This window comes from Stenotrophomonas sp. 364, assembly GCF_009832905.1.
GTDB lineage: Bacteria > Pseudomonadota > Gammaproteobacteria > Xanthomonadales > Xanthomonadaceae > Stenotrophomonas > Stenotrophomonas maltophilia_AP.
Window position 1 is genome coordinate 40001 of the sequence record NZ_CP047135.1, and the last position, 12440, is coordinate 52440.

Below are 12440 nucleotides of genomic sequence, written 5' to 3' on the forward strand. Positions count from 1 at the left end.
CACCATGGGAGTTTGTTGCACCAGAAGCAGGTAGCTTAACCTTCGGGAGGGCGCTTGCCACGGTGTGGCCGATGACTGGGGTGAAGTCGTAACAAGGTAGCCGTATCGGAAGGTGCGGCTGGATCACCTCCTTTTGAGCAAAGACAGCATCGTCCTGTCGGGCGTCTTCACAAGTAACCTGCATTCAGAGTTTCACGTCGGCCTGGCCGACGTGGATAGTCCCGTATATGGGGCCTTAGCTCAGCTGGGAGAGCACCTGCTTTGCAAGCAGGGGGTCGTCGGTTCGATCCCGACAGGCTCCACCACACGTTGCGTGTTTATCGACGCAAACGGCAATGAGCTGAACGGACATTGGGTCTGTAGCTCAGGTGGTTAGAGCGCACCCCTGATAAGGGTGAGGTCGGTAGTTCGAGTCTACCCAGACCCACCACTCTGAATGACTAGCGCATACAAAGAATTTATTACGCATCGGCATTGTGGCCGGTACGTGTTCTTTTAAAACTTGTGACGTAGCGAGCGTTTGAGATTCTATCTTGACGTGTCGTGAGGCTAAGGCGGAAGACTTAAATGTCTTCTTATTAATTGAGTCGTTATATTTCGTATCTGGGCTTTGTACCCCCAGGTCATATATATAACCCAAGGCAACTTGCGGTTATATGGTCAAGCGAATAAGCGCACACGGTGGATGCCTTGGCGGTCAGAGGCGATGAAGGACGTGGCAGCCTGCGAAAAGTATCGGGGAGCTGGCAACAAGCTTTGATCCGGTAATGTCCGAATGGGGAAACCCACCCGCTTGCGGGTATCCTGCAGTGAATACATAGCTGCTGGAAGCGAACCTGGTGAACTGAAATATCTAAGTAACCAGAGGAAAAGAAATCAACCGAGATTCCCTGAGTAGCGACGAGCGAACGGGGACTAGCCCTTAAGCTGGAATGGTTCTAGAAAAACAGCCTGGAACGGCTGGCCATAGAAGGTGATAGCCCTGTATTTAAAAGGGCCACTCCAGTGAAGACGAGTAGGGCGGGGCACGTGAAACCCTGTCTGAACATGGGGGGACCATCCTCCAAGGCTAAATACTACTGACCGACCGATAGTGAACCAGTACCGTGAGGGAAAGGCGAAAAGAACCCCGGAGAGGGGAGTGAAATAGATCCTGAAACCGTGTGCGTACAAGCAGTAGGAGCTCGAAAGAGTGACTGCGTACCTTTTGTATAATGGGTCAGCGACTTACTGTTCGTGGCAAGCTTAACCGTATAGGGGAGGCGAAGGGAAACCGAGTCTGATAAGGGCGCATAGTCGCGGGCAGTAGACCCGAAACCGGGTGATCTAGTCATGGCCAGGGTGAAGGTGCCGTAACAGGTACTGGAGGCCCGAACCCACGTCTGTTGCAAAAGACGGGGATGAGCTGTGATTAGGAGTGAAAAGCTAATCGAACCCGGAGATAGCTGGTTCTCCTCGAAAGCTATTTAGGTAGCGCCTCATATGTATCCTCTCGGGGGTAGAGCACTGTTATGGCTAGGGGGTCATCGCGACTTACCAAACCATTGCAAACTCCGAATACCGAGACGGACTGTATGGGAGACACACGGCGGGTGCTAACGTCCGTCGTGAAAAGGGAAACAACCCAGACCCACAGCTAAGGTCCCAAATTCACTGCTAAGTGGAAAACCATGTGGAAAGGCACAGACAGCCAGGAGGTTGGCTTAGAAGCAGCCACCCTTTAAAGAAAGCGTAATAGCTCACTGGTCGAGTCGGTCTGCGGGGAAGATTTAACGGGGCTAAGCAGTGAACCGAAGCTTGGGGTGTGCATATTTATATGTACGCGGTAGAGGAGCGTTCCGTAAGCCGTTGAAGGTGGATTGAGAAGTCTGCTGGAGGTATCGGAAGTGCGAATGCTGACATGAGTAACGATAATGCGGGTGAAAAACCCGCACGCCGAAAGCCCAAGGTTTCCTTGCGCAACGTTAATCGGCGCAGGGTGAGTCGGCCCCTAAGGCGAGGACGAAAGTCGTAGTCGATGGGAAGCAGGTTAATATTCCTGCACCTCGCGTAAGTGCGATGGAGGGACGGAGAAGGTTAGGTGTACCCGGCGTTGGTTGTCCGGGGGAAAGGAGGTAGGTTTGAATCTTTGGCAAATCCGGGATTCTTCAAGACCGAGCACCGAGACGAGCCTTTAAGGCGAAGTCACTGATACCACGCTTCCAGGAAAAGCTCCTAAGCTTCAGCTTACGCAGACCGTACCGTAAACCGACACAGGTGGGTAGGATGAGAATTCTCAGGCGCTTGAGAGAACTCGGGTGAAGGAACTAGGCAACATGGCACCGTAACTTCGGGAGAAGGTGCGCCCTTTTTGGTGGCTCATGCGAGCTATAGCTGAAGAGGGCCGCAGAAACCAGGCCGCTGCGACTGTTTATCAAAAACACAGCACTCTGCAAACACGAAAGTGGACGTATAGGGTGTGACGCCTGCCCGGTGCTGGAAGGTTAATTGATGGGGTCAGCCGCAAGGCGAAGCTCTTGATCGAAGCCCCAGTAAACGGCGGCCGTAACTATAACGGTCCTAAGGTAGCGAAATTCCTTGTCGGGTAAGTTCCGACCTGCACGAATGGCGTAACGACAGCGGCGCTGTCTCCACCCGAGACTCAGTGAAATTGAAATCGCTGTGAAGATGCAGCGTTCCCGTGGCAAGACGGAAAGACCCCGTGAACCTTTACTATAGCTTTACACTGAACGTTGAGTTCGTCTGTGTAGGATAGGTGGGAGGCTATGAAACCATGGCGCTAGCTGTGGTGGAGCCATCCTTGAAATACCACCCTGTCGTGCTTGACGTTCTAACCTGGGTCCATAATCTGGATCGGGGACCGTGTATGGTGGGTAGTTTGACTGGGGCGGTCTCCTCCTAAAGAGTAACGGAGGAGCTCGAAGGTACGCTCAGCGCGGTCGGACATCGCGCACTGTGTGCAAAGGCATAAGCGTGCTTGACTGCAAGATCGACGGATCAAGCAGGTAGGAAACTAGGACTTAGTGATCCGGTGGTTCTGTATGGAAGGGCCATCGCTCAACGGATAAAAGGTACTCCGGGGATAACAGGCTGATACCGCCCAAGAGTTCATATCGACGGCGGTGTTTGGCACCTCGATGTCGGCTCATCACATCCTGGGGCTGTAGTCGGTCCCAAGGGTATGGCTGTTCGCCATTTAAAGTGGTACGCGAGCTGGGTTCAGAACGTCGTGAGACAGTTCGGTCCCTATCTGCCATGGGCGTTGGAGATTTGAGAGGGGCTGCTCCTAGTACGAGAGGACCGGAGTGGACGAACCTCTGGTGTTCCGGTTGTCACGCCAGTGGCATTGCCGGGTAGCTATGTTCGGAAGCGATAACCGCTGAAAGCATCTAAGCGGGAAGCGCGCCTCAAGATGAGATCTCCCGGGGCACAAGCCCCCTGAAGGAACCATATAGACTATGTGGTTGATAGGTCAGGTGTGTAAGTACAGCAATGTATTGAGCTAACTGATACTAATGATCCGTGTGGCTTGACCATATAACCTCAAGTTGCCTTGGCCGACATGACATGTCGATAGATCCAAGTGCACGCTACGTCACAAGACCAAACGAGAGGCAGGCGCCCAGGCGCGTCTCTTTGTAAAGCCGGCACATCCGTGCCCGCTCCCTGCAAAGACACGCTCTGCGGCGACACTCCAAAAGCCTCCCTGGTGAAATTAGCGCTGTGGAACCACCCGATCCCATCCCGAACTCGGAAGTGAAACGCAGCTGCGCCGATGGTAGTGTGGCTCAAGCCATGCGAGAGTAGGTCATCGCCAGGGTTTATACCCAAAAACCCCGCTGCTCACGCAGCGGGGTTTTTCTTTTTTTGCAGGCACCCGGTTTTCGAAGGTGTCTGTTTCTCGGAAGAGACCCATGCCGAGCTGGCGCAACGCGCTGCTCCAACCGTCTCCCTGGTGAAATTAGCGCTGTGGAACCACCCGATCCCATCCCGAACTCGGAAGTGAAACGCAGCTGCGCCGATGGTAGTGTGGCTCAAGCCATGCGAGAGTAGGTCATCGCCAGGGTTTACACCCAAAACCCCGCTTCTCACGCAGCGGGGTTTTTCTTTGTGCGTTTGGCACCTCCGTAGAGCCGACCGTTGGTCGGCTGCACGTCGCACCGGCATTGCGGCGCACCACGTGGAGCCGACCAACGGTCGGCTCTACCCGAGGGTGATGCCACGAATGCGTCTGCCGGAAGATGCGCGGCGTTGCCGACGCTTCGCGGATCTCGCTGGAAGACACACGTGGAGCTGACGCCGGCATTGCCTGTGTTGCATTGGCGGATGGACGCCTGATGCCGCGCGCCGGACATCGCTGGCCTTTCGCCGATCCCCTCATGCCACTACCGGGCGCGGAGGCAGCAACCGTGGTCGATAGGGATGCGACCCCATCAGGTCACATGTTCGACGCTCCACTGGCGTCATCCAGCCATAAAAAAACGGCGCCCCGCAGGGCGCCGTTTCTGGTTCAAGCACTGACTAAGGCTTACTTACTTGCTGGCCGGTGCCGGTGCCGGTGCCGCTGCACCTGCACCTGCCGCCGCACCCCTCGGCTTCATCATCGCATCGCGGGCCGCCTTGAACGGGTTGCCCTCATACCAGTTCGGCCAGCGGTCGCCGCCGGCGAGCTCCTTGCCTACGCCGTACAGCAGTTGCAGGTCTTCCACCGTGCCGTCCAGCTTCCAGGTGGCCACATCAAACTCATCCTTCGGCCCGTGGTAGCGGTCGCGGCCGTAGGCTTCGGCGGCCTTGCGGCCGGCCTCGATGCCACCGTCGCGCAGGTCTTCGCCGCCGTCGGCATACAGAGCCGGCACACCGGCCTTGGCGAAGTTGAAGTGGTCCGAACGGAAGTAGAAGCCGCTCTGCACCGAGGTCTCGCCATGCAGGGGACGGCCCTGGTTGGCAGCCAGCGGCTTGAGGATGTCTTCCAGCTCCGAGCTGCCGAAGCCGGTCACAGTGAGGTCCTTGGCACGGCCAGCCACCGACATCGCGTCGATGTTGATCACCCCGGCAATCTTGTCCAGCGGGAAGGTCGGGTGGCTCACGTAGTACTTGGACCCCAGCAGGCCCGACTCTTCCAGCGTCACCGCTAGGAACACCACCGAACGCTCCGGCGGCGGCTGCTGGTGTGCCATCGCATCGGCGACTTCCAGGATGCCGGCCACGCCGGTGGCGTTGTCCACCGCACCGTTGTAGATGTTGTCGCCCTGCTCACCCTCGTGCTTGCCCAGGTGGTCCCAATGGGCCATGTACAGCACCGCTTCGTCGGCCCGCTTGCTGCCCGGCAGCACGCCGACCACGTTGCGCGACTTCTTCTCGGCGATGGTGCTCTTCAGATCGAAAGACACCTTGGCCTTCAGCGACACCGGCTTGAAACCGCGCTTGCTGGCGTCCTTGTAGGCCTTGTCCAGGTCCAGCCCGGCATCGGCGAACAGCTGGCGGGCAGCCTCGGCGCTCAACCAGCCCTGCGCGGGAATGCGCGCTTCCGGGTCGTCCTTGGCCGGCAGGTCGTACTGCGGGCCCGCCCAGGAATTCTTCACCACGTCCCAGCCGTAGGAGGCACCGGCGGTGTCGTGCACGATCAGCGCCGCGGCGGCGCCCTTGCGGGCGGCTTCTTCGAACTTGTAGGTCCAGCGCCCGTAATAGGTCATGCGCTTGCCGTCGAACAGCTTGGCATCGTTGACGTGGAAGCCCGGGTCGTTGACGAACATCACCACCGTCTTGCCCTTCCAGTCCTGCCCGGCGTAGTCGTTCCACTTCTGCTCCGGCGCATCCACGCCGTAGCCGACGAACACCAGTTCGCTGTTCTCGACCTTCACTTCCGGCTGGCCGCTGCGGGTGCCGATCACCATGTCGGTGCCGAACTTCAGGTCGCGCTGCTTGCCCGCCTGGTCCAGCTTCAGCACCGTCGATTCGTCGGCGCTGGTTTCGGTCATGGCCACGTCCTGGAACCAGCTGTCGCCGTTGCCCGGCTGCAGGCCGATGCGCTGCATCTGGTCGCGGATGTAGTTGACGGTCAGTTCCTCGCCCTTGCTGCCGGGGGCACGACCCTCGAACTCATCGGAGGCAAGGGTTTTGACCAGCTCGCCGAAGTCGGCGGCGTTGATGTCGGGCGAGAACGCGTGGCCGGTGGCGGCCACCGGCGCCGGCGCGGTGGCCGTGTCGACAGGTGCGGTGGCTTCGCCCTTGCACGCGGTCAACGCGGCGGTGGCAGCAAGGCACAACAGAAGTTTACGGGGCATCATCGATTCCTGGGTACAAGGGGCCGGTGCCGACAGGCACCGGAAGAGGGTATCAATCCTGGGGCGCGGCGTCGGTATCGAACGTCTGCGGCTGGGCGCCGCTGACCGGGCCGATGTGCGCGCTGCGGTGGACGTACAGGGTGACGTCACGGTCGAACTGCAGGCTGCCGTTGACGCTGGCATTGGGGCCGATGATCACGCGCGGCTTGCGGCTGCCGGTCAGGGACAGGCTGAAGTTGGGCTTCTTGACCCGGATACCGCCCTGGACCTCCGAGCCGACGCCGACGGTGATGTCGCCGTTGACCGTTTCGATGTTGCCGTTCAAGCGCGTCTCCACCAGCCCGATGCCGCCATTGACCGTTTCCATGTTGCCTTCCACCACGCTGCCACGGTCGACGAAGATGCTGCCGTTCACCGTTTCCACGTTGCCGGCGGCCACTACTTCGCGGCCGATCCGCACGTTGCCGTTGACGGTGGACACGCCGGTGGTACGGGCGCGGTCGTCGACCCGGATGCTGCCGTTGACGGTTTCAATCTCGCGGGTGACCACGCCCTCTTCGACCGTCACACCGCCATTGACCGTCTCCAGGTCGCCGTAGGTCTGCCCGGCGGACGCGCGGATGCTGCCGTTGACCTTGCTGATGTCTTCGCTGGCGAAGGCGGGTGCGCACGGCAGCGCCAGGGCCAACAGCAGCGCGAGTGGAATGTGTTTCATGGTGACCTCATGTCCGGTGTGCGGCTGGCAGGCCGCCTGTTGGGATGTCACCATGCATCGCTACAATCCGCATCTGCCTGAAGTCACTGGAAAGCCCTTGCGCCACAACGCTTTGTCCTCACGCCGGAATAACAAACCGACGCCCGGTCGCCGCGGAGCGGTGGTCCTGCGCGCCTGCGCGCACGGGCTGATGCTGGCGCTGGCGGTGCTGGCGATGGGGCCGGTGTCGGCACAGAGTTCGAAAGAGGCCGAGCGCAAGCTGCAGAAGCTGCGCTCGGAGTTGAAGGGCGTGGCCCAGGAGCGCCGCACGCTGGAAGGCCAGCGCGGCCAGGCGTCGCGCCAGTTACGCGAGGCCGACGAGAAGGTGGCCCGCACCGGGCGCGTGCTGGCCCAGACCGAAACCGCCCTGCAGCGCGAAACCCGGGCCATGGAGGAACTGCAGCGCAAGCGCAGCGAGTTGCAGGCCGGCATGACCAGGCAGCGCGAAGAGCTGGCCTCGCTGCTGCGTTCGGCCTACCGCATTGGCAACAACGCGCCGTTGAAACTGCTGCTGTCGCAGGACCGCGTGGCCGACGCCAACCGCAGCCTGGCCTATCACCGCTACCTGCAGCGCGAACGTGCCCGCCGCATCCAGCTGCTCACCCACGACCTGGCCGAACTGCAGGCGGTGGAAGCACAGATCGTCGAACGCCGGCAGGCACTGGAAGGCACCCGCCAGCAGCAGAAGCAGCAGGTGGCCACCCTGGCCGACGACCGCCGCACCCGCGCGGCGACGGTGGCCAGCCTGGAAGAGCGCTACAAGGACCGCAGCGAGCGCGAAAAGGCGCTTGGCCAGGATGCCAAGGCGCTGGAGACGCTGCTGGCCAACCTGCGTGCCGCCGCCGCGCGTGCCGAGGCCGAGCGCCGGGCCGCGGCCCGCCGCGCAGCCGCCGAGAAGGCCGCTGCCGAGAAAGCGGAGAAGGCCGCTGCCGCCAACGGCACACGTCCACCGCCGCGACCGGGCAAGACCCCGCCGGCGGTGGCCTCGGCGCCGCCGCCCAAGGTGGGCGGGCTGGGCTGGCCGTTGTCGGGCAACCTGCTGGCGCGCTATGGCGGCAAGCTGCCCGACGGTCGCACCAGCAGCGGCGTCCTGATCGGCGCCGCAGCCGGCAGCACCATCACCGCTGTGGCCGATGGCACCGTGGTGTTCTCCGACTGGATGACCGGCTACGGCATGATCCTGATCGTCGACCACGGCAATGGCTACATGAGCCTGTACGCGCACAACGACACCCTGCTGCGCGACGCGGGTGCGACGGTGAAAAAGGGCGATCCGGTGGCCAAGGTGGGCAACTCTGGTGGGCAGGGCGTCACCGCGCTGTACTTCGAGCTGCGCCGCAACGGCCAGCCGGTGGATCCGGGTAGCTGGCTGCAGCGTCGCTGACAGCCAGCCCAACGGCGGGCGCTTGTTGCACGCCGGGTTCAACGGGAATTTACCGTCGCTTCGCGCATAATCGGGCGACGCACCTGGTGCGTGTTTTCCGTCCCCCGCCGACCTGGAGTGCTTCATGCGCGTAGCCCGTACCGCCACCTTGCTGCTGGCCCTGTTGCCCGCCGTGTCATGGGCGCAGCAGACCCGCGAGGCCGCCAGCAGTACCAGCGACGCCGCCAGCAACGAAGAAGCGGTGACATCGCGGGTACCGCTGGAAGAGATCCGGCGTTACGTGGCGGTCTACAACGCGGTGCGCGCCGCCTATGTGGACCCGGTGGACGACAAGAAGCTGATGCAGTCGGCCATCCGTGGCCTGCTGCTGGACCTGGACCCGCACAGCACCTATTTCGACAAGGAAGATGCCGAAGCCTTCGACGAGCAGGCGACCGGTGCCTACGACGGCATCGGTGTGGAGCTGCAGCAGCAGCCCGACAACAGCAGCCTGAAGGTGATCTCGCCGATCGACGACACCCCGGCCGCCAAGGCCGGCATCCTGGCCGGCGACCTGATCATCGCCATCGACGGCAAGCCGATCAGCGCCATCGAAGCGACCGAACCGCTGCGCGGCAAGGCCGGCAGCAAGGTGGTGCTGACCCTGGTGCGCGAAGGCAAGCCCAAGCCGTTCGATGTCACCGTCACCCGCCAGACCATCCGCGTGACCAGCGTGCGCAGCCGCATGCTGGAACCGGGCTACGGGTACATCCGCCTGAGCACGTTCCAGGCCGATACCGGCGCCGATTTCCAGAAACACGTGGGCCAGTTGCAGCAGCAGGCCGGTGGCAAGCTCAAGGGCCTGGTGCTGGATCTGCGCAGCAACCCCGGCGGCCTGCTCACCGCAGCGGTGCAGGTGGCCGACGACCTGCTGGAGAAGGGCAACATCGTGAGCACCCGTGGCCGCATCTCGATCAGCGATGCCCGCTTCGACGCCACCCCCGGCGACCTGCTCAAGGGCGCCCCGGTGGTGGTGCTGGCCGACGCAGGCTCTGCCAGCGCCTCCGAAGTGCTGGCCGGCGCGCTGCGCGACAACGGTCGGGCCCGCGTGGTGGGCAGCCGCACCTTCGGCAAGGGCTCGGTGCAGACCGTGCTGCCGCTGGACAACGGCGATTCGGTCAAGCTCACCACCGCCCGCTACTTCACCCCCAGTGGCAAGTCGATCCAGGCCACCGGCATCGTGCCCGACGTGGTGCTGCAGCCGGAAAAGCGCGAGGGCGACGACGACCTGCCGGCCAGCCTGGCCGACTACAGCGAAGCGACCCTGCCCGGCCACCTGCGTGGCGATGAGGAGGGCAGCGAAGGGTACAAGGCCGGTGACGTGCTGTCCGGCGACGGCCCGATCAACGACGCGCTGGCCGAGCTGAAGAACCCGGGTTCGGTAGTGGCCAGGCAGAAGGCGGAAGCGGCGAAGAAGCCGGCGGCCAAGCCGGCGGCGGCAGCGGTGAAGCCGACTGACGCGAAGCCGACCGAAGCAAAGCCGGAAGCAAAGCCGGAAGCAAAGCCGACAGATGTGCCAACCAAACCCTGACCGGTAGTGCCGGCCGCTGGCCGGCTCTGCAGTCATCCAACCGTACGAGGAGCCGGCCAGCGGCCGGCACTACCGGGCGAACCGGGCGAACTGGGCGAACTGGGCGTAGCGGCAGCCGGTCAGCGGCCGGCGTTACCTAGAAGCCGTGCCGCTTGCGCAGGCGTCGGGCGATCGCCGCGCGCACGTAGACCCCGTAGCCGAGCCCGAAGGCGAAGCCGGCGATGTGTGCCCACCAGGCCACCATGCCGAAGCTGGGGCCGATGTAGGCAAACACCACCTGCAGGGCTGCCCAGACCCCGATGAGCAGGTAGGCCGGGGCGCGTACGAATTCCAGGAACAGGCCCAGCGGGATCACCACGCCCAGTCGCGCGCCCGGGAACAGGGCCAGGTAGGCCCCGATCAACGCCGACACCGCGCCGCTGGCACCGATGATGATCTGGTCCGGGCTGCCCATGGTGTAGATCGCGGTCAGGTTCGAGATCGCCCCGCCCACCAGGAACAGCAGCATCAGCCGCCACGGCCCCAGCACGCGCTCGGCCGGCAGCCCGAAGATCAGCAGGAACACCAGGTTGCCCAGCAGGTGTGACCAGTCGGCATGCAGGAACAGGGCGGTGAACAGGCGCAGCACGCTGCCGTCCTGCAGGGTGGCCCACCAGTCCAGCGGGTGGGTCAGCCCGGTCGACAGCGCGCCCCAGTCCAGCCACAGGCTGCGCCGGGCGTCGCCGGGCCGCGAGATCGACCACAGGAATGCCACCCACAGCGCAGCGAACAGCAGCGGGGTAGCCCAGCGGACGGCAGACTTCTTGCGGGAGGGGATCGACACGAACATGCGTGCGGTAGCCTAGCGCGGTGGCGCTCCCGAAGGGGGATTGACGGGTTCAGCCTGAATAGCCATAAGGACGACGCCCGTTATTGTTTCATTAACCGGTCTGGGTATACTCCAATACGGCGTCGTATGTCGGGAGGGGAATCCGGCGCGTTGTTCCCGCCCCAGGGCAGGGAAGAACGCAGGCGCGCGTTGCCCAACATCACCGCAATTCCGGAGAGAACCAAACATGCATACCGCTTCCTCGCTTGCCCGCGTCACCGCCCTGGCCGTCGGCATCGCCGGTGCCCTGGCCGCTGGCCACGTCCACGCCGCCGCCTTCCAGCTGAAGGAAAACAGCGCCAAGGGTCTTGGCCGCGCCTTTGCCGGTTCGGGCAGCGCCCAGGGCGACGCTTCGATCATCGCCGTCAACCCGGCCGGCATGCGCCAGCTGGAAGGCATGCAGATCCAGGGTGACCTGAGCGCCATCAGCTTCTCGGCCGATTTCAAGGGCAGCGGCCGCAACGCCGGCCCGACCGGTGCCGGCACCGGCACCCCGATCTCGGGCGGTGACGGCGGCGACGCCGGCATGATCGCCCCGGTCCCGGCCGCCTACTTCCACATGCCGATCGGCGAAAAGGCCCACTTCGGCGTCTCGCTGACCGCTCCGTTCGGCTTCAAGACCGAATACGACAGCGACTGGGTCGGCCGTTACAGCGGCATCAAGACCGACCTGAAGGCCATCGACCTGGGCTTCGCAGCTTCCTATGACGTCAACCCGTACGTGTCCTTCGGCGCGTCCGTGTTCGTCGAACACCTGACCATCGAGCTGACCAACGCCATCGACTACGGCGCCATCCTGGCCCAGTCGCGTGTGCCGAGCTTCGCGCCGGGCAGCGATGACGGCACCCTGAAGGTCGAAGGCGACAACAACGCTGTCGGCTGGACCGTCGGCGGCCTGTTCAGCCCGGATGAGAACACCCACATCGGTATCAGCTACCGCTCGAAGGTGGAGCACAAGATCACCAACGGCGAAGCCACCTTCAACGGCGGTGATCGCGCCCGCGCCGTGCTGGCCCGCCCGACCGTGCGTCCGGGCTGGTTCGTGGACACCAGCGGTCGCGCCACGGTCACCATGCCGGCCTCGGCGACCTTCAGCGTCACCCACAACGTCAATGACCGCTGGACCGTCATGGGCGATGTGACCCGCACCGCGTGGTCGACCTCGTTCGACAAGGTGACCATCGACTACGCCTCCAACCAGGCCGACTCGAACCTCAACTTCGCCTACCGCGACACCACCTTCGTGTCGCTGGGCACGGACTTCAAGCTGAGCGACACCGTCACCCTGCGCGGCGGCGTGGCATACGACCAGACCCCGACCACCGACGCGCACCGTGACGTCCGCGTGCCGGACACCACCCGCAAGTGGCTGTCGCTGGGCGTGGGCTGGACCCCGTCGGCCAACATGGAATACAACTTCGGTTACACCCACCTGTTCACCAAGGACCCGAACGTCAACGTGACCTCGGAAACCGGCAACAAGCTGGTGGGCAAGTACGATGTGGGCGGCGACGTGATTGCTGCGTCGTTCAACTACAAGTTCTGATCGCCGTAGCAGTACGGCGTGTCTGACTGCAGAA

General features: G+C 62.9%; 6 protein-coding genes, 2 tRNA genes and 4 rRNA genes (1 of these 12 cut by a window edge). 9 read left to right on the plus strand and 3 right to left on the minus strand.

Features of this window, described 5'->3' with window-relative positions; translation table 11 throughout:
• The 6 genes from GQ674_RS00175 to rrf (GQ674_RS00200) all read left to right on the plus strand — a co-directional run.
• A 16S ribosomal RNA gene (locus GQ674_RS00175) occupies window positions 1–134 on the plus strand (it extends 1413 nt beyond the left edge of the window).
• Window positions 135–229: 95 nt separating this feature from the next.
• Window positions 230–305: transfer RNA gene (locus GQ674_RS00180), tRNA-Ala, on the plus strand.
• Window positions 306–353: 48 nt separating this feature from the next.
• Window positions 354–430, plus strand: a tRNA-Ile gene (locus tag GQ674_RS00185).
• Window positions 431–658: 228 nt separating this feature from the next.
• Window positions 659–3537 (plus strand): 23S ribosomal RNA (locus tag GQ674_RS00190).
• A 168-nt stretch (window positions 3538–3705) separates the two neighbouring features.
• Window positions 3706–3820: ribosomal RNA gene (gene rrf / locus GQ674_RS00195) — 5S ribosomal RNA — on the plus strand.
• 131 nt (window positions 3821–3951) lie between these two features.
• Window positions 3952–4066, plus strand: a 5S ribosomal RNA gene (gene rrf, locus GQ674_RS00200).
• Together the 16S, 23S and 5S rRNA genes with 2 tRNA genes alongside form the textbook arrangement of a ribosomal RNA operon.
• Before the next feature lie 466 nt (window positions 4067–4532).
• Here the strand turns inward: rrf (GQ674_RS00200) and GQ674_RS00205 are convergent.
• A complete protein-coding gene (locus GQ674_RS00205) occupies window positions 4533–6284 on the minus strand; it encodes a M28 family metallopeptidase (protein ID WP_159495525.1) in 1752 nt (583 codons plus the stop codon).
• Window positions 6285–6336: 52 nt separating this feature from the next.
• Window positions 6337–6999: a hypothetical protein gene (locus GQ674_RS00210; protein ID WP_159495526.1), complete on the minus strand. Its 663-nt coding sequence runs from the start codon at window positions 6997–6999 to the stop codon at window positions 6337–6339.
• A 190-nt stretch (window positions 7000–7189) separates the two neighbouring features.
• Between GQ674_RS00210 and GQ674_RS00215 the strand changes: the two genes are divergently transcribed.
• Both GQ674_RS00215 and GQ674_RS00220 read left to right on the plus strand, forming a co-directional pair.
• Window positions 7190–8422, plus strand: a complete 1233-nt coding sequence (locus GQ674_RS00215) for a peptidoglycan DD-metalloendopeptidase family protein (protein ID WP_236546268.1) — start codon at window positions 7190–7192, stop codon at window positions 8420–8422.
• A gap of 124 nt (window positions 8423–8546) precedes the next feature.
• On the plus strand, window positions 8547–9992 hold the full coding sequence (locus GQ674_RS00220) for a S41 family peptidase (protein ID WP_159495528.1): 1446 nt from the start codon (window positions 8547–8549) through the stop codon (window positions 9990–9992).
• 136 nt (window positions 9993–10128) lie between these two features.
• Here the strand turns inward: GQ674_RS00220 and GQ674_RS00225 are convergent, their stop codons facing one another.
• A complete protein-coding gene (locus GQ674_RS00225) occupies window positions 10129–10821 on the minus strand; it encodes a rhomboid family intramembrane serine protease (RefSeq protein WP_128096239.1) in 693 nt (230 codons plus the stop codon).
• Between the two features lie 226 nt (window positions 10822–11047).
• Between GQ674_RS00225 and GQ674_RS00230 the strand changes: the two genes are divergently transcribed.
• The gene (locus GQ674_RS00230) at window positions 11048–12406 is read left to right on the plus strand and encodes an outer membrane protein transport protein (protein WP_159495529.1); all 1359 of its coding nucleotides are present in this window, start codon (window positions 11048–11050) and stop codon (window positions 12404–12406) included.
• Window positions 12407–12440 lie beyond the last annotated feature (34 nt).

Excerpts from the sequence above, each read along its gene's own strand:
- GQ674_RS00210 (WP_159495526.1), bottom strand. The coding sequence starts at position 6,999 with ATGAAACACATTCCACTCGCGCTGCTGTTGGCCCTGGCGCTGCCGTGC.
- GQ674_RS00205 (WP_159495525.1), bottom strand. The coding sequence starts at position 6,284 with ATGCCCCGTAAACTTCTGTTGTGCCTTGCTGCCACCGCCGCGTTGACC.
- GQ674_RS00225 (WP_128096239.1), bottom strand. The coding sequence starts at position 10,821 with ATGTTCGTGTCGATCCCCTCCCGCAAGAAGTCTGCCGTCCGCTGGGCT.
- GQ674_RS00220 (WP_159495528.1), top strand. The coding sequence starts at position 8,547 with ATGCGCGTAGCCCGTACCGCCACCTTGCTGCTGGCCCTGTTGCCCGCC.
- GQ674_RS00230 (WP_159495529.1), top strand. The coding sequence starts at position 11,048 with ATGCATACCGCTTCCTCGCTTGCCCGCGTCACCGCCCTGGCCGTCGGC.
- GQ674_RS00215 (WP_236546268.1), top strand. The coding sequence starts at position 7,190 with ATGCTGGCGCTGGCGGTGCTGGCGATGGGGCCGGTGTCGGCACAGAGT.